This window comes from Halopseudomonas sp. (assembly GCF_041579695.1).
Taxonomy (GTDB): Bacteria; Pseudomonadota; Gammaproteobacteria; order Pseudomonadales; family Pseudomonadaceae; genus Halopseudomonas.
Genome location: NZ_JBFGFI010000011.1, coordinates 1 through 15207, shown reverse-complemented (window position 1 = coordinate 15207; position 15207 = coordinate 1). Strand labels below are relative to the sequence as shown.

General features: G+C 58.1%; 16 protein-coding genes. 6 read left to right on the top strand and 10 right to left on the bottom strand.

Annotation, left to right across the window (positions count from 1 at the left end):
• Nucleotides 1-27 precede the first annotated feature (27 nt).
• Together ABYA88_RS04315 and ABYA88_RS04310 are read right to left on the bottom strand one after the other, a co-directional pair.
• Entirely contained in the window at nucleotides 28-948 is a 921-nt protein-coding gene (locus ABYA88_RS04315) for an alpha/beta hydrolase family protein (protein ID WP_373185656.1), read from the bottom strand.
• A gap of 239 nt (nucleotides 949-1187) precedes the next feature.
• Nucleotides 1188-1508: a thioredoxin family protein gene (locus ABYA88_RS04310; protein ID WP_373185655.1), complete on the bottom strand. Its 321-nt coding sequence runs from the start codon at nucleotides 1506-1508 to the stop codon at nucleotides 1188-1190.
• A gap of 474 nt (nucleotides 1509-1982) precedes the next feature.
• Between ABYA88_RS04310 and ABYA88_RS04305 the strand changes: the two genes are divergently transcribed.
• Nucleotides 1983-2738 (top strand): alpha/beta fold hydrolase, encoded by a 756-nt coding sequence (locus ABYA88_RS04305; protein ID WP_373185654.1) that lies wholly within the window; start codon nucleotides 1983-1985, stop codon nucleotides 2736-2738.
• Between the two features lie 111 nt (nucleotides 2739-2849).
• Here the strand turns inward: ABYA88_RS04305 and ABYA88_RS04300 are convergent, their stop codons facing one another.
• Both ABYA88_RS04300 and ABYA88_RS04295 read right to left on the bottom strand, forming a co-directional pair.
• The gene (locus ABYA88_RS04300; RefSeq protein WP_373185653.1) at nucleotides 2850-3629 is read right to left on the bottom strand and encodes a DUF4394 domain-containing protein; all 780 of its coding nucleotides are present in this window, start codon (nucleotides 3627-3629) and stop codon (nucleotides 2850-2852) included.
• Between the two features lie 158 nt (nucleotides 3630-3787).
• Nucleotides 3788-4567 carry a MauE/DoxX family redox-associated membrane protein gene (locus tag ABYA88_RS04295; RefSeq protein ID WP_373185699.1) on the bottom strand — a complete coding sequence of 260 codons (780 nt, stop codon included), beginning with the start codon at nucleotides 4565-4567 and terminating at the stop codon, nucleotides 3788-3790.
• Between the two features lie 177 nt (nucleotides 4568-4744).
• Here ABYA88_RS04295 and ABYA88_RS04290 point away from each other — a divergent pair, with 177 nt between their 5' ends.
• Nucleotides 4745-5449, top strand: a complete 705-nt coding sequence (locus ABYA88_RS04290; protein WP_373185652.1) for an aspartate/glutamate racemase family protein — start codon at nucleotides 4745-4747, stop codon at nucleotides 5447-5449.
• Here the strand turns inward: ABYA88_RS04290 and ABYA88_RS04285 are convergent.
• The 6 genes from ABYA88_RS04285 to ABYA88_RS04260 form a co-directional block, all read right to left on the bottom strand.
• A complete protein-coding gene (locus tag ABYA88_RS04285) occupies nucleotides 5426-5740 on the bottom strand; it encodes an AzlD family protein (RefSeq protein ID WP_373185651.1) in 315 nt (104 codons plus the stop codon). The two genes, ABYA88_RS04290 and ABYA88_RS04285, sit on opposite strands and share 24 nt — an antisense overlap.
• Nucleotides 5730-6446: an AzlC family ABC transporter permease gene (locus ABYA88_RS04280; protein ID WP_373185650.1), complete on the bottom strand. Its 717-nt coding sequence runs from the start codon at nucleotides 6444-6446 to the stop codon at nucleotides 5730-5732. Before ABYA88_RS04280 ends, ABYA88_RS04285 begins: the two co-directional genes overlap by 11 nt.
• The gene (locus ABYA88_RS04275) at nucleotides 6447-7673 is read right to left on the bottom strand and encodes a cation:proton antiporter (RefSeq protein ID WP_373185649.1); all 1227 of its coding nucleotides are present in this window, start codon (nucleotides 7671-7673) and stop codon (nucleotides 6447-6449) included.
• Between the two features lie 219 nt (nucleotides 7674-7892).
• Nucleotides 7893-8597 carry a hotdog fold domain-containing protein gene (locus ABYA88_RS04270; protein ID WP_373185648.1) on the bottom strand — a complete coding sequence of 235 codons (705 nt, stop codon included), beginning with the start codon at nucleotides 8595-8597 and terminating at the stop codon, nucleotides 7893-7895.
• A 31-nt stretch (nucleotides 8598-8628) separates the two neighbouring features.
• Nucleotides 8629-9156 (bottom strand): diguanylate cyclase domain-containing protein, encoded by a 528-nt coding sequence (locus ABYA88_RS04265; protein WP_373185647.1) that lies wholly within the window; start codon nucleotides 9154-9156, stop codon nucleotides 8629-8631.
• Nucleotides 9157-9242: 86 nt separating this feature from the next.
• The gene (locus ABYA88_RS04260; RefSeq protein WP_373185646.1) at nucleotides 9243-9494 is read right to left on the bottom strand and encodes a PAS domain-containing protein; all 252 of its coding nucleotides are present in this window, start codon (nucleotides 9492-9494) and stop codon (nucleotides 9243-9245) included.
• Nucleotides 9495-9773: 279 nt separating this feature from the next.
• On the opposite strand from ABYA88_RS04260, the gene ABYA88_RS04255 reads away from it, so the two are divergent.
• The 4 genes from ABYA88_RS04255 (at nucleotide 9774) to ABYA88_RS04240 (ending at nucleotide 15087) form a co-directional block, all read left to right on the top strand.
• Nucleotides 9774-10589: an endo alpha-1,4 polygalactosaminidase gene (locus tag ABYA88_RS04255; RefSeq protein WP_373185645.1), complete on the top strand. Its 816-nt coding sequence runs from the start codon at nucleotides 9774-9776 to the stop codon at nucleotides 10587-10589.
• A gap of 97 nt (nucleotides 10590-10686) precedes the next feature.
• On the top strand, nucleotides 10687-12894 hold the full coding sequence (locus tag ABYA88_RS04250; RefSeq protein ID WP_373185644.1) for an OsmC domain/YcaO domain-containing protein: 2208 nt from the start codon (nucleotides 10687-10689) through the stop codon (nucleotides 12892-12894).
• 439 nt (nucleotides 12895-13333) lie between these two features.
• Entirely contained in the window at nucleotides 13334-14413 is a 1080-nt protein-coding gene (locus ABYA88_RS04245; RefSeq protein ID WP_373185643.1) for a TRAP transporter substrate-binding protein, read from the top strand.
• A gap of 128 nt (nucleotides 14414-14541) precedes the next feature.
• Nucleotides 14542-15087, top strand: coding sequence for a TRAP transporter small permease subunit (locus ABYA88_RS04240; protein ID WP_373185642.1), 546 nt, complete (start codon nucleotides 14542-14544; stop codon nucleotides 15085-15087).
• Nucleotides 15088-15207 lie beyond the last annotated feature (120 nt).

The window sequence follows — 15207 nt, the reverse complement described above, 5'->3', positions numbered from 1 at the left end:
GTATTGCTGACAGGTTCTGCGTGCTGCTTAGTAGGGGCAGTTACCGCGGTACTCGGATATGTCGCGATCAGACTCGTGGTCAGGCCCACAGAGGAACTGGTTGTAGCGCTGATCCTGATCCAGGTGCAGCTTCATCCAGGACACACCGAATCGGCTGAGCACGTCGTCATTAACGCCGCCGCCATTGGCGCAGTAATGGCTGCCATTGTTGATCTCGACAAAGGCTTTCTGTGTGCTGTCCGGAATATCGTTGTAGAACGCCGAAGCATGCTGGTACACGGGTGCTACCACATCCGATTCGCAGGCAAAGATGAGGGCTGGCGTATACACGTCGCGGAAGTTGGTAGTGTCCCACGGTGCCAGCGGAATAACCGCATCGAGTCGGCCTTCCTCGGCCACACGCAGGCTGCCGCCACCGCCCATGGACCAGCCGATCACGCCGAGACGATCTACATCGATCATGCCATTGACCGGGCTGAAGCGTGAATCATTCTGATTGAGCAGGTAATCCAGGGCGTTGTTGATCTGGCGCGCGCGGCTGGGCGGTTGATCGAAACCGCTGTTGGTGTCGATGGTCATGACTACGAAACCATGGGAGGCGAGCTTGGGGCCCCACCATTCGATTGAAGATTCAGCCGACACAAAGCCCGGGATGACCACAATCGCAGCCATGGTGCCGGTGGTGCCAGTAGGATAGTGAATGGTGCCTCCGCCGAAGCCGCTGGAGAAGCTGGACACGTTGCTGGTGCGTACTGAGTAGGGGCCGGTACGGGCTTCCAGGAAGGAAACACTGGGGTCCGGTCCTCGCTGATAGGGGCTTGGCTCACCAGGTGTCGGGTCGGGATCGGTAGGTGGAGGGGGGTTCATTGCCATGGCACCGGCGGAAAACATGAGCGCGCCTGCTGCCAACAGGGACAGAGCAGACTGGGAGAGAGTTCTTGTATTCATTGTGACTCCAGGATTTGCGGATTTGATTATTAACAACGTCCGGTCGGCGATTCGCGTGCACGGGAGCACTGCCAACGGGGAGACGTTTTAATACCTGGAGGACATGATGTGAACTGTTGGTTCCAGTAAACATGAACAGGTACGCAAAATGAGACATTTAACCTGTTTGGGCTATGTCGAGATGGTTTCAGAAAGCGGAGAATCAAGCAGGGGCGGAGGGGCCTCTGAGGGAGTGCCGGTCAGGAGGTGATTCTCTCCATTGCCAGACGAATTGGGCTCACGCTGACCGGCCGCACTACGCGATCCAGTTCCTGGCCGTCCTTCAAGAAAATCAACGTGGGCCATAGCTTGACGCGAAAGGAACGCCCCAGTGGTCGCCCAGGCCCGTCTTCTATCATCAGGTGGTATACGCCTGGATGATCCTCGAACACGGCGGCGATAAGCGTCTGAGCAGACTGGCAGTGGCCACACCAATCTGTGCCAAACTCGATTACAGCGGGCCCTTTAAGCGCCTCGATCTCGGAGCGAGATGGCTCGTTGGTTGTGTGGTTCCTGGGCATCTCGCAGCTCCTCTGGGCTTTTACCGTAAGATGGCGATCAATATCGTGTTCATTCAGCGTAGCTTGATCTCCAATCAGAGCCACCCGGTATCGATAAACGGGCATCCTGGCAGCGCTCGACAGGCGGATTCGCTCTGCACAGCGCATTGTGTCCTCCTGGCCTGTTTCAGCGGGTCGGCAGGACCCGTTACTCCACCGCTCAATGCGCTACTCAAGCCTTGTGATACATCTTCCTGTCCGACCTGCTTCAGGCGTCCTAGAAGGCGTAATAGAAGAGCTCTTTTTCAGCTGCCGTATGAACCTTCCAGTTCTGCTTCGATTAGCCAATAGGACCATAGGCGATTTTGGGGGCGCTGGAATGCGGTTTTGAATCTGATTCGTTATGTGTGTCAAAAATATACATATCAGAATATTGCATCTATACGCGCAGGGTTTAATACTTGGATTCTTGGCGCCGCTGACGAGGAGGAGTGCATGAGTCGTTTCAAGTCTTTCGATGGCGTAGAAATCTACTATCGGATCTGGGGGAACAGTTCGGCCCGTCCACCTGTTTTGCTCCACCATGGTTACGTTGCCAACTCTCGGGTCAACTTGGTCATGCCCGGGATCGTGCGGCGACTCACCCGGGCCGGACGCCGGGTGATCACCTTCGACGCGCGGGGCCATGGTCGCTCCGGCAAGCCGCATGGCCAGGCGGCCTATGGTGAGTCGCGCATGGTCACTGATTTAGCATGCCTGCTGGACGAACTCGGTCTCGAGGAAATCGACCTGGTCGGCTACTCGATGGGGGCAACCGTTGCACTATTGGCTGCGACACAGGAGTCGCGGATACGGCGCCTGGTGGCCGGAGGCGTTGGCGGCGATATACTGAATCTGGACAGCCCGCACAGGGCGCACGGTAGAAAAGCGCTGGCGAATGCAATGCTGGCCAACCGCTGGGGTATCCGCAATCGAACGCTCGCCGGGTTTCGTCTGCTCGCAGAGATGGTCTGGGCCGACCGCAAGGCCATGGCTGCCCAGGCGCTCGCCTTTCATGCCGAACGTATCCCCTTGGAACAGATAACTGCGCCGACGCTGATTGTCGTCGGCGACAACTATCCCTTTGCACTGCAGCCCGGAAAACTGCAGAAAGCTATCGCCGGAGCGGAGCTCAAAGTGATAGCTGGTGATCACACCAGTGTGCTGGTCAAGCCGCGCTTTCAGAGAGCCATCGTCGATTTTCTGAACTGAAAATTGCGGCGCGGATGTTCAGCAAGCGGGGCAACTCTTGAGTCCCTGCGGCTGACAATGGCTCTGCTCTTCGCGATTAGGGCAGAGCCGTTGGTCAGTGGCGGATAATCCTTACATGGCAGGCAGCACAGCGATGTCGATAATGCCTGCTGGCAGGTCCGCAATGTCACCCAGGGGCGTTGGCGTGCCGGTCTTCAGGTCAACGGTGTGCAGCGTCAGGCCGGTCAGTACATAGGCCGTATTGCCGCCCATGCTGTCACTGACGATGTCCATTGCAGCGGCATCGAGCCCTTTGGCCAACTCGCCTACCGGTTGCTGCACGCCATCATTCGGCGGATTCTGCAGCATCAGCATGCCGGTGGTCAGATCCACGGTATACAGCTCAGTCTTCTCGGTTCCGGCATAGGAGTTGGTATACGCGCCAGCGACGACTTCCTGCATCATGTCGTCAGTGGCTAGGCCTTCAGCATAGGCAACGCTACCGTCAGTAGCGACTTCGCCCGTTTCGACATTCACGCGGAAGTTGGTCCCGTCGGCAGCGAGCAGGCGCAGTCGGTCTGCCACAGGATTGAAGTCGACCACCGCATGCTCACTACCCGGCAGGCTTTTCTGTAACTCGGCACCTGCGGTCGCTTTGCCTGTAGCCATGTCAACGGTATAGAGCTGGGTGCCGCCGCTCAGTGCGTAGAGCATGCCATTGGCAGGGCGTACATCAATGCCACGCAGATCGCTGGCGCCGTCTACCTGCATGCTCGCAGTCACACTCAGGGCGTCGGTATCGATTTTGTGCAACATGCCGTCGGCGCCGAGGGCGAGCAGTTGAGCGGCACTTGCCGTGCCTGCGGCCAGGGTCAGTGAAGTCGTCAGAATCAGTTTATTGAAAGTGTTCATTCAGGTTCCTCCCATTCGTGGGGTGGGTTGAGCCCACCGGGCAAGGTGCTTTTAATAGCCACCTTCAAGGTAATACGCACGAAAGCGAGTCCTGGATGCACTCAACTGAAAATCAAAGTTCTCTCGGCAAGCGCAGACAGTCCATTTTGCCGAGAGCACTAGCCGCCGAAATAGTACCTGAGCATCCATACACCCATGCCCATCATCATCAGGTTCTCGGTCAATGAGGTGAACCCCAGCGGCACGCTGCTGCTGCCACCCACGCAGGCGCATTTGAGCTCGCGTCTGTCGATATAGACCGCCTTGAACACCGATACGGCACCTACCGTACCAATGAACAACGCCACCGGAATGGCCAGCCAGAGCATCGCCCCTGCTACCATCAGCACACCGGCCAATAATTCGGCGTAGGGATAGACGTAGGAGTAGGGTACCTTGCGCTGGGCGAGCAGGTCGTAATTGAGAAACATTGTGGAAAAGCTTTCAACGTCCTGCAGTTTCAACATCGCCAGAATCGACATGCTGAAAGCGATGAACAACTCACCGGTGCGGATGGTGAACAGACCGCCGAGCATCCAGCCCACAGCCAGCGCCAGCAATGCAGCCACAGCAAATACCGCCAGTACCGGACGGTAGCTGGTCTCGTCTTCGGACTTCACGTTCTTGCCGAAGTATTTGCGCAGTTCCTCATAGCCGCCAATGCGTTTGCCGCGGATGTAAGTCTGCGGCGTGGTATCCACATTGTGCTTTTCCATGAAGGCATCGGTTTCTTCGCGGGTGGTCAACTGATGATCTTCCACGTCGTAGCCTTCGCGTTCGAGCAGGTCGACTGACTTCAGGCCGAATGGGCACAGATGCTTTTTCATCACCATGCGATACACAGTGGCGTTAGCCTTGCTGTTGGACTCCTTCGCCTCTGACGACGCCGCTGTCGACATCCGGGGCTGCTCGGACTCTGTATGGGTTGATTCCGGAATAACTGGCTCTATCGCCATGCGCCTCTCCTTTTGTACTCTGCGATCAATTCTTCAGGCAAGTCTAGCAGCCAGAGGTTCCTTTCAAGCCCAGGGCCATCCGGTGCACTGAAACCCAACCGAACAACAAGGAGGCTCCGCATGAAAACCATAGGCCTTATTGGCGGAATGAGCTGGGAGTCCAGCCAGACCTATTATCGGCTGATCAATCAGGGCGTGCGCGACGCGCTAGGCGGGCTGCATTCGGCAAGACTCGTGCTCTACAGTGTGGATTTTGCCGAGATAGAAGCCCTGCAGCATCAGGGCGACTGGGACGCTACTGCAAAGATACTCGGTGATGCTGCTCAGTCGCTGGAGGCAGCTGGCGCAGATTTTCTAGTGCTCTGTACCAACACCATGCACAAGGTCGCTGTACAGATCGAACAGGCAGTAAGCATCCCTCTGCTGCACATCGCCGACGCCACAGCTACTGTCCTCAGGCAGGCTGGGGTCACCTCTGTCGGGTTGCTGGGTACGCGGTTTACCATGGAGCAGGCGTTCTATCTTGATCGTATCCAGGAGCACGGCATACAGGTTGTGGTGCCGGAACAATCCGGACGTGACCTCGTGCATTCGGTCATCTACGAGGAGCTGTGCCGGGGCGAGATCAGGCCAGAATCCAGGTCGGAGTACCTTGAAGTAATAGCATCACTGGCTGATCGCGGCGCCCAGGGCGTTATCCTCGGCTGCACGGAGATAGGGCTGCTCGTGCAGGCTGCAGATACAGAGGTGCGGCTGTTTGACACTACCGCAATACATGCCCAGCAGGCCGTCCGCTTTGCTCTAGAAGGCAAAGTGTCTGAATAACGCCGCAACCAGGATGCCGCCAGCGATCGCGGGTAACGGTTTCTTTACCACCAGCATCATCACGGCGGTGGTCAGCAGAGCGAAACGCGCCCCCCAGTCCCCTTCAACTGCCATCGGCGCCAGTAGCGCGACCAGCACGGAGCCGGACACCGCCTGGATGAATTGCTTTACCCGGTAGCCGATCGGCACGAACGACATCACATAGACGCCGCCCCAGCGGGTGGCCAGGGTCACCAGCGCCATGGCCAGAATAACCAGCAAGGCTCCCATGCCGGCGGTTTCAATGCTCATTGTGCTGCCTGCCCCAGAGGGTTCCGGCAACGCCGCCGGCCAGTGCGCCAACGACCACATGGCTGTTTTCCGGCAGGTACCAGTAGGCCAGCAGGGAGCAGCCCGCTGCCACCGTCCAGATCCCGAACATCCGCAGGTTCTTTTCTCCGCCCACCACCATGGCGAGCAAAAAGCAGCCCATGACCATATCCAGCCCCAGGCTTCTGGGTTCGCTGACCAGATTGCCAAATGCCATTCCCAGCCAGGTGCCGAAGATCCAGAATGACCACAGTGCCAGTCCACCGCCGAACAACAGCCCCAGGCCGGGCTTTCCGCGAGTGAACGCCTGCATCGACATTGCCCAGTTGGCATCGGAGGCTATCAGCATCACGCCATAGCGTTTTGCCGGTGGCAGTTGGCTCAGCCAGGGATACAGCGTTGCACCCATCAGCAGGTGCCTGGCATTGATAGCGAACACCGTAATCAGCATCGTAAACAACGGCACCTGCGGGCCCCAGAGATCCAGCGCTGCAAACTGGGACGCGCCGGCAAAGACCAGGGCGCTCATCGTCAGAATCATCGGATCGCTCAGCCCTGCCTGCTTGGCAGCCAGCCCAAAGGCCGCGCCAAACGCGATCACAAAGATCGAGATCGGAGCCAGCTGTTTGAAGCCTTCCCAGATGAGTTGTCTATTCAGCTGATGCAACGCCGTGTCGGCCTTTGCCATTTACTGCTCCTGGTCAGAATTTTCCGGGCTGCGCACACTCGCGCGGCGCAGCATCGGCCGCAGAACCATTGGCGCTAGCAGGCTGGTGATCGCAGTCACGACGACCAGGGCCGCGTAGAGCTGATTGTCAAGAACCCCCATTTGCTTGCCCTGTTGCGCCACAACCATGGTTATTTCAGCCCGCGGCACCATGCTCACAGCGAGCAGCAGAGCGCCGCTGCGCCCGATCAGCGGCCAGGCCGACAGACCAACGCCAACAACCTTCGAGCCGATAGCCACCAGCGCCAGGATCAGGCCCCAGCTCCAGCTTTGCGTCAATGCCTGCAGTTCTATCTCCCCGCCGATACCGATAAAGAAAAAAGGTGCGAAGAGCGCATAGATGTCATCGAAATTGGTTTCGCGGTTTACCGCCTCCGGGTCGCGGCTGAAAACCAGGCCAGCGAACAGCGCGCCAACGGCCAGTGAGAATCCCAGCCAGCCGGCGATGGCTGCAATAACCACCGCAAGGCCCAGCATTGTCAGCATTACGCCGGAATTGGTCTCGAGGCGAAGGCTCCAATGGGTTATCGGCTTTTCAAGATATTGGCTGAACAGGAGGCAACCGGCCGCAAACAGGATGAACTTGAATGCATAGCTCAATGCCGTGGTGCCCAGAGTACTCCACAGCTGACCATTGGCCTGCTGCAAGGTAGGGATAATCGCCAATAACAAACCCATTAGTACGATGCCGGCAATATCATCCAGCTCTGCCACATCGAGCAGCATGCGCCCGTTGTGACTGTCCACCAGGCCTTCTTCCTCCCAAGAGGCGAGAGACACGCCGACGCTGGTCGCTGTCATTGCCACGCCCACCGCCAGTGAAGCAATCAACTCGAGCCCAAGCGCATAACGGGCAGTCAGATAACCAAGAACCGCAGCAAGCGACAAATTGGCGATGCCGACGACTGATGCGCGCGGAAGCTCATGGGCCAGCGCCTCGGGCCGGCTCTCGATGCCGACACGGAACAGCAAAGCCACCAGCCCCATTTTGGCGAGAAACTCCAGAACATGATCCAGCAGCGCCGTCATGTAGCCAAATTGTTGATCGGTGGCGTGTAATACCACCCCGATCAGGATATAGCCCACCAGCGAAGGCACACCGACACGCCGCAGCAAGGCATTGGCCAGTGTAGTGGCCAGTACCAGAACGCCTATCACCACGATTTCGGCGGCGGAATTGTTTTCCACAGTGGGCTCCTCTTTGCCTTTCAGGCGTTAGCCTAGTTCCCAGGGAGGGGGAGGGCAAAACAGGGAAGGACTTATTGACGCGCCAACCCTACTGGAAGCCCGAATGCGACCTGCCGCACATGACCTCACACTTGTGTGTTTGTGACTTCGCGCCGGATCTGGCAGATTTCCTGCGAGCTGGCTGGCCAGCTCGATCTGGAGGTGTGACCGACAGGCGGCTTAACGCTGCAAGCTGATCCAGGTCGCCTCGGCGCAGGCCACGCGCTCGCCATTGCCACGGAACAGGGCACTGCCGGCTTTATGTTTGCGGCCATCATGCGTGATGGCCCAGGCCGACACGATCAGGGTTTCGCCCACCTGCACCGGTTGCTCGATACGCGCGCTGTAGCGCCCCAGCAGGGCCATGCCTGAGACCGGCTTGACGGCAAAGAAGCCCGGACAGTCCAGCGCGGCCCAGAGATACTCGCTGGCTACGTTGCCGTCCGCTTCCGCCAGATCGTTAGCAGGTTGCCAGAGTGCCGCAACCTGGTCCTCGTGCTCGCAAACACCTCCGGTAAAGATACGCAGGCCGTCGCCCGGATCCCGATTGGTGCCACAGACAAAACAGCCCGGCAGGTCATGGTAGCTGATGCCGACGAAGCGCTGCTGAGCCGCTTCCGCCTCCTGCATGGAGGGTGGCGGCGGGATTTCCAGATCCAATGTATAGGGGCGGGCCGAGGCCAGCAGTTGCTCGCCAAGCTTCAGCTGCAAACCGCCCTCATGGGGGTGCAATTGCAGATCGGTATCCAGTGGCGGCGGTGCGTGCAGGGTTACCTGGCAGGGCTGCTCCATGTGCCTGGCGATAAGACCGGAGACATAGCCGCCATTGCCGCTGTTAGGCGGGCCGCAAAAACGGCGGGCAATGTGTAGTGTTGTCGTGTTCATGATGTCTCCGGTGGTCAGCTAAACCCCCATATTACCTGCTTGGCTCGGCTTGCGGCTTGGGGAAACCGCACCATCCAGAATGCTGATGGTGGTGTATTTTGCCGTGCCTGGGAGGATTCTTCTGCGTGGCGAGGCCGCCGTAACGCCCCGTCGATTTTGGCAGACGTTCCTGGCCATGGACGGGATACACCGCTATGCCCAGGCTCGGGGCATTGGTCAGCGTCTGGCCATCCAGCAGGTAGGGTGCGCTCAAGGCCGCCAGCACCTTCTCGGCGATCAGTGCAGCGTCTTGCAGATTGCTGATGTCCTCCAGCAAAATGGCAAATTCGTCGCCACCGAGACGGCCGATGGTATCGGAGTCGCGCACACATAGACGTAGCCGCTGGGCGACCTCATGCAGCAGCAGATCGCCCACGCGGTGCCCGAAGGCGTCGTTGACCAGTTTGAAGTTGTCCATGTCCAGATACATCACCGCCAGACGCAGATTGCCGCGCAGTGATCTCTTCAGGGCGCTCTGCAAACGGTCCAGAAACAGGGCCCGATTCGGTAGCTCGGTCAACTGGTCGTACTAGGCCAGATACTCCAGCCGTGAATGGGTGCGCTTGCGCTCGATCGCATCGGCCACCTGGCTCGACATGAACTGCATCAGCTCCATGTCCAGGGGCTGCCCGCATTGATGTGCTGGACGAGCGCAAGGCTGGCGTCCCTGTCTTCCGGATGCATCATCTCGAAGGCGGTACGACCGATCATCTCCTCGGGCCGAAAACCAAACACCCGTTCACTGGCAGCGCTAACTGAGAGAAAACGCCCGTCGATATCGATCACGCACACCACGTCAAGTAGCAGGTCGAGGAGTTTGTCGTGAGGAATGGGGAGCCTTGGCGTAATGAGAGCCACTATACTGCCACCTCTGGCGGGCGCGCTAGCACCCTGATGATACATAGCCCGCCCAGAACGGGAACGAAGCGCAGTGAGACCGGGATGCTCGACCTGAACTTCAGAAGACACCTCTCGCCTATACTGCTTTTAAGCTTCACGCGTCTCTGGGACAGGGTTTTTGTGATGATCGAAAGCAGGCTGCAAAGGGGTCGTATGCACATGCCGGTGTGGGTTGTTGTTGGATGCGCCTTTGCAGTTGCGGGTTGTCAGGAGCCCCATGCCCAAGTGCCGGAGCGCGTGACTTCGCTATCCGTCGAGGTGGCGCCCGTTACCGGCGGCAGTTGGTATCGACCGCCGGTGGGTGTTACCTGGCAATGGCAGCTGTACGTCGATGATGAGCACCCGCTGAACACCACCTACGACGTGACTATCTATAATATCGACCTGTTCAACACCGGCGAAGCCACCATCAACGCACTGCAGGACGCGGGTCACAGGGTGGTCTGCTACTTTTCCGCCGGTTCCTGGGAAGACTATCGGCATGACCGCGATCAGTTCGCAAGCGAGGAGCTGGGCAATACACTGGACGGCTGGCCCGCCGAGCGTTGGTTGGATATTCGCTCGCCCAATGTGCACCGCATCATGACGGAGCGGTTGGACCTGGCTGCTGCAAAAGGCTGTGACGCGGTAGAACCGGACAATGTTCAGGGCTACCTGGAAAACACGGGGTTTGCTCTTGGCGCCGAAGATCAGCTGGCCTATAACCGCTTTATCGCCAACGAGGCGCGTACGCGTGGGCTGGGAGTTGCCCTCAAAAACGACCTCGAGCAGGTCGATTCCCTGGTCGATTACTTTGATTTTTCAGTCAACGAGCAGTGCTTCCAGTACAACGAGTGCCACCATTTGCTGCCTTTTATCCGGGCCGGAAAGCCTGTGCTCAATGCCGAGTACCCGGAACAAGATGACGATCTTTCCCCCGATGACCGTCCGCTCACTGCCCTCTGCAGGGCCGCCAATAACCTGAAATTCAGTACCCTGGTTTTACCGGTCGCGCTGGACGACAGTTTTCGGGCCTCCTGTCAGATTCCGTCGCCTCGTGGGAAAAGCAGATAACCGCAGGGGCGGAGCCGGTGACCAAAGGGCATGACTTCCCACTCAAAAGCCGGATAATGGCGGCCAATTCGTCCCGCTCGTAATTCTGGTGCCCCCCATGGAAATCAAGGTCAACTTTCTCGACAACCTCCGGCTTGAAGCCAAGTTCGATGACTTCACGGTGGTGTCCGACCAGCCCATTCGCTACAAGGGTGAAGGCTCTGCGCCGGGGCCGTTTGATTACTTTCTGGCTTCATCGGCCCTGTGCGCCGCGTATTTCGTGAAGCTGTACTGCAACACCCGCGACATCCCCACAGACAACATTCGCCTGTCGCAGAACAATATCGTCGACCCGGAAAACCGCTACAACCAGATCTTCAAGATTCAGGTCGAATTGCCTGCGGACATCACGCCCAAGGATCGCCAGGGCATCCTGCGTTCCATCGAGCGCTGCACGGTGAAGAAGGTGGTGCAGACCGGCCCCGAGTTCGTGATCGAAGAGGTCGAGAACCTGGACGCCGACGCCCAGGCATTGCTCATGCCGCTGGCCGCCGAAGGGGAGGGCACCCGTGTGTTGGGCAAGGACCTGCCGCTGGAGCAGACAATCGCCAATATGTCCGGCATCCTGGCCGACCTGGGCATGAAGATCGAGATCGCCTCCTGGCGCAATATCGTCCCCAACGTCTGGTCGCTGCATATCCGCGACGCGCAGTCGCCAATGTGCTTTACCAACGGCAAGGGCGCGACCAAGGAGGCCGCGCTGGCCTCGGCGCTGGGCGAGTTTATCGAGCGGTTGAACTGCAACTTTTTCTACAACGACCAGTTCTGGGGCGAGGACATCGCCAATGCACCCTTCGTGCATTACCCCGACGAGCGCTGGTTCAAGCCGGGCCGCAAGGACGCGCTACCCGCCGAGATCCTCGACGACCACTGCCTGGAAATCTACAACCCCGATGGCGAGCTGCGTGCCTCGAATCTGATCGACACCAACTCCGGCAACACCGAGCGCGGCATCTGCGCGCTGCCCTATGTGCGTCAGTCAGACGGGGAGGTGGTGTATTTCCCCTCCAACCTGATCGAGAACCTGTTTCTCAGCAATGGCATGAGCGCCGGCAACACGCTGGCCGAAGCACAGGTGCAATGCCTGTCGGAGATCTTCGAGCGCGCGGTTAAACGCGAGATTCTGGAAGGTGAAATCGCGTTGCCCGATGTACCCCAGGACGTGCTGGCGAAATACCCGGGCATCCTGGCTGGCATTCAGGGCCTGGAAGAGCAGGGCTTTCCGGTGCTGGTCAAGGATGCGTCCTTGGGCGGGCAGTTCCCGGTCATGTGCGTCACGCTGATGAACCCGCGCACGGGCGGCGTATTCGCTTCCTTTGGCGCGCATCCGAGCTTTGAAGTCGCGCTGGAGCGCAGCCTTACCGAACTCCTGCAGGGCCGCAGTTTCGAAGGCCTGAACGATCTGCCCCAGCCTACCTTTGAAAGCCAGGCCGTGACCGAGCCAAACAACTTCGTCGAGCACTTCATCGATTCCAGCGGTGTGGTGTCCTGGCGCTTTTTCAGCGCCAAGGCAGACTTCGAATTTGTCGAATGGGACTTTGCTGCCGAAGGCGAGCACGCCAACGCCGAGGAGGCCGCCACCCTGTTCGGGATCCTCGAAGAGCTGGGCAAGGAAGTGTACATGGCGGTGTACGACACCCTGGGCGCTAACGCCTGCCGCATCCTGGTGCCGGGCTATTCCGAGGTGTACCCGGTCGACGACCTGATCTGGGACAACACCAACAAGGCGCTGCTTTTCCGCGCCGACATTCTCAACCTGCACAGCCTGGACGACGACAGCCTGCAGGCGCTGATCGACCGTCTGGACGAAAGCGAGCTGGATGACTACACCGACATCAAGACCCTGATCGGTATCGAGTTCGACGACAATACCGCCTGGGGCCAACTGACCATTCTCGAGCTCAAGCTGCTGATTCATTTGGCCCTGGAGCAATTTGAAGAAGCCAAGGAACTGGTCGAAGCCTTCCTGCAGTTCAACGACAATACCGTCGAGCGCGGTCTGTTCTATCAGGCCCTGAATGTGGTGCTGGAAGTCGAGCTGGATGAGGAGCTGGATCTGAACGACTACGAGACCAACTTCCGCCGCCTGTTTGGTAACGAACGCATGGACGCGGTGATCGGCTCGATGGAGGGCAACGTCCGCTTTTACGGTCTCGAGCCCACCAGCACGCAACTGGAAGGGCTCGAACGGCACCAGCGGTTGATTGAAAGCTACAGGAAACTGCACCAGGCGCGGGGCAGGGCGGCGCAAACGAATATGGTCTAATCACCTATCTGGCAAAATGGACAGTGTTCATGCCATCCGATATCACCCTGCGGCTTCAGATAACGCCGCCGGAGGCGCCACATTGCTCATCGCATTGCCATAACTGCTACCCGGCACCTGATCAAACACGCCATCCCCGGTGGTGTCGGGACAATCATGGGACTTGCACAACTGTGCGACGGAAGCTTTACTGCTTTTATTAGCCAGCAGCGACGCATAAGCACCACTTCATCACAAGCCAAACGGTGTTCGCCGCCCGGCCGATGCACTAATACTTAAGTCGCAGAGTGATCTTCTTCGGATTCTTTGCCATCCCAAACCGTGCTAGCTTGCTTTTATGGAGTCCATGGATCCGGCCAGATTTTTCCGGAATTCCAGAGTGCAACGGAAATACTCCATGTTGTCATTTACAACAATTACAAAAAAGGAACGCTGAACCATGAAGATCCGTTCTGCTCTGGCCGCTCTGGCCGTTACACTCGCCACCGCGTTTTCCGCCGGGCCCGCTTCTGCCCAGGAAACGTTCACCCTTCGTCTGGCCGAGACCTGGGGAGCCAACTTCCCGATTTTCGGCGACGCCAGCAAGAATATGGCTGCCATGGCTGAAAAAATGTCCAATGGCCGACTGAAAATCCGCATCGACTCGGCCAACAAGCACAAGGCCGCACTCGGTGTCTTCGACATGGTTAAAGCAGGCCAGTACGACATGGGCCACTCTGCCTCTTATTACTGGAAGGGCAAGGTTCCAAACACCCTGTTCTTCACCAGCATGCCGTTCGGCATGACTGCGGACGAACAGTACGCCTGGTTTTACCACGGTGGCGGTATGGAACTCATGCAGGAAGTCTACGAGCCCCATAATATGCTGTCTTTCCCCGGCGGCAACACAGGCGTCCAGATGGGGGGGTGGTTCCGCAAGGAAATCAAATCTCTGGAGGATCTGAAAGGCCTGAAGATGCGCATTCCCGGCTTCCAGGGCGAGGTGTTCGCGGAAGTGGGCGTCAACCCGACCAATATTGCTCCCGGCGAGCTTTACACGGCACTTGAGCGCGGCACGATTGATGCGGTCGAGTGGGTAGGCCCGGCCTTGGACCTCCGTCTGGGCTTTCAGCAGATTGCTGACTACTACTACACCGGCTGGCACGAGCCGGCCACGGAACTGCAGTTCCTTGTCAATCAGAAAGTGTGGGACAAGCTGCCCGCCGATCTGAAGGAAATTCTGCGAGTCTCCATGCGTACCGCGGCCTACGACATGCTGATTCATTCAGTACATGAGAACTCCAAAGCATGGGCAACCATTCAGGAAAAGCACCCGAACGTGCAGATAAAAAACTTCCCTGATGATGTGCTGACTGCCATGGTAAAGGCCAACGACAAGCTGCTTGCCGAAGCCGCCAAGGGCGATGCCCAGGCCAAAAAGATCATCGACTCCCAGGCGATGTATCTGAAAAATACCCGCAACTACACTGACATCTCCCTGCGGGCCTACCTGAACACCATGGCAAAATTGAACGAGTAACCACCGGGCTCGGAATGGTTGGCGTACGGTGCCGGGAAGGCTTCATTCAGAAGCGCCCGGCACTTTTCGTTTGGAAACACTGATGGCTGGCCGGGTTCAAAACCTTGGCAGCAGAAAAAGGACGGGTTATGAGATGGATAATTGCGCTGGATAACGGCCTGGCGCGGCTTTCTTACCTCTGCGGCTGGATCGCGAGTGCTGCCTTCTTACTCATGGTGTTCAACATCCTTTACGACGTTATAGCGCGTTACGCATTCAACGACGTATCCATCGGCATGCAGGAAATGGAGTGGCACCTCTACGCAGTTGTTTTCCTGCTGGGCATCCCCTACGCCATGCGCACCGACGGCCACGTCAGGGTTGATGTGTTGTATGACCGCTGGGAGGACCCGATGAAGGCATGGGTCAACATTATCGGGGCCCTGATCCTCGTTCTACCCTTCGCCTTTCTCATCATCTACTACGGCTACAGCTACACAATGGAAGCATACGAGCTCGGGGAAGGCAGCGGCGATCCAGGGGGCCTTCCCTATCGCTGGATTATCAAATCACTCATGCCCATTTCGGGGGTATTCCTTGCCACCAGCGGTCTGGGGATGGTGACCCAAGGTATCCGTGTTCTCAAGCTTGGCGAATCCTATACCAGCGATAAATCTCAGGGAGGTTTGGCATGATCGGCATTATCATGTTCGGGGTGGCCCTGCTGATGCTGATGTGGGGGTTTCCTGTTGCTTTCGTATTTGGCGGGCTTGCGCTTCTGTTTGGCGTAGCCGCGGTTGGGCCCGATCTATTTG

What these genes read in the sequence shown, in the direction of transcription:
- ABYA88_RS04240 (WP_373185642.1), top strand. Translation starts at nt 14,542, where the DNA reads ATGAGATGGATAATTGCGCTGGATAACGGCCTGGCGCGGCTTTCTTAC.
- ABYA88_RS04305 (WP_373185654.1), top strand. Translation starts at nt 1,983, where the DNA reads ATGAGTCGTTTCAAGTCTTTCGATGGCGTAGAAATCTACTATCGGATC.
- ABYA88_RS04280 (WP_373185650.1), bottom strand. Translation starts at nt 6,446, where the DNA reads ATGGCAAAGGCCGACACGGCGTTGCATCAGCTGAATAGACAACTCATC.
- ABYA88_RS04310 (WP_373185655.1), bottom strand. Translation starts at nt 1,508, where the DNA reads ATGCCCAGGAACCACACAACCAACGAGCCATCTCGCTCCGAGATCGAG.
- ABYA88_RS04290 (WP_373185652.1), top strand. Translation starts at nt 4,745, where the DNA reads ATGAAAACCATAGGCCTTATTGGCGGAATGAGCTGGGAGTCCAGCCAG.
- ABYA88_RS04315 (WP_373185656.1), bottom strand. Translation starts at nt 948, where the DNA reads ATGAATACAAGAACTCTCTCCCAGTCTGCTCTGTCCCTGTTGGCAGCA.
- ABYA88_RS04250 (WP_373185644.1), top strand. Translation starts at nt 10,687, where the DNA reads ATGGAAATCAAGGTCAACTTTCTCGACAACCTCCGGCTTGAAGCCAAG.
- ABYA88_RS04245 (WP_373185643.1), top strand. Translation starts at nt 13,334, where the DNA reads ATGAAGATCCGTTCTGCTCTGGCCGCTCTGGCCGTTACACTCGCCACC.
- ABYA88_RS04270 (WP_373185648.1), bottom strand. Translation starts at nt 8,597, where the DNA reads ATGAACACGACAACACTACACATTGCCCGCCGTTTTTGCGGCCCGCCT.
- ABYA88_RS04295 (WP_373185699.1), bottom strand. Translation starts at nt 4,567, where the DNA reads ATGTCGACAGCGGCGTCGTCAGAGGCGAAGGAGTCCAACAGCAAGGCT.
- ABYA88_RS04300 (WP_373185653.1), bottom strand. Translation starts at nt 3,629, where the DNA reads ATGAACACTTTCAATAAACTGATTCTGACGACTTCACTGACCCTGGCC.
- ABYA88_RS04285 (WP_373185651.1), bottom strand. Translation starts at nt 5,740, where the DNA reads ATGAGCATTGAAACCGCCGGCATGGGAGCCTTGCTGGTTATTCTGGCC.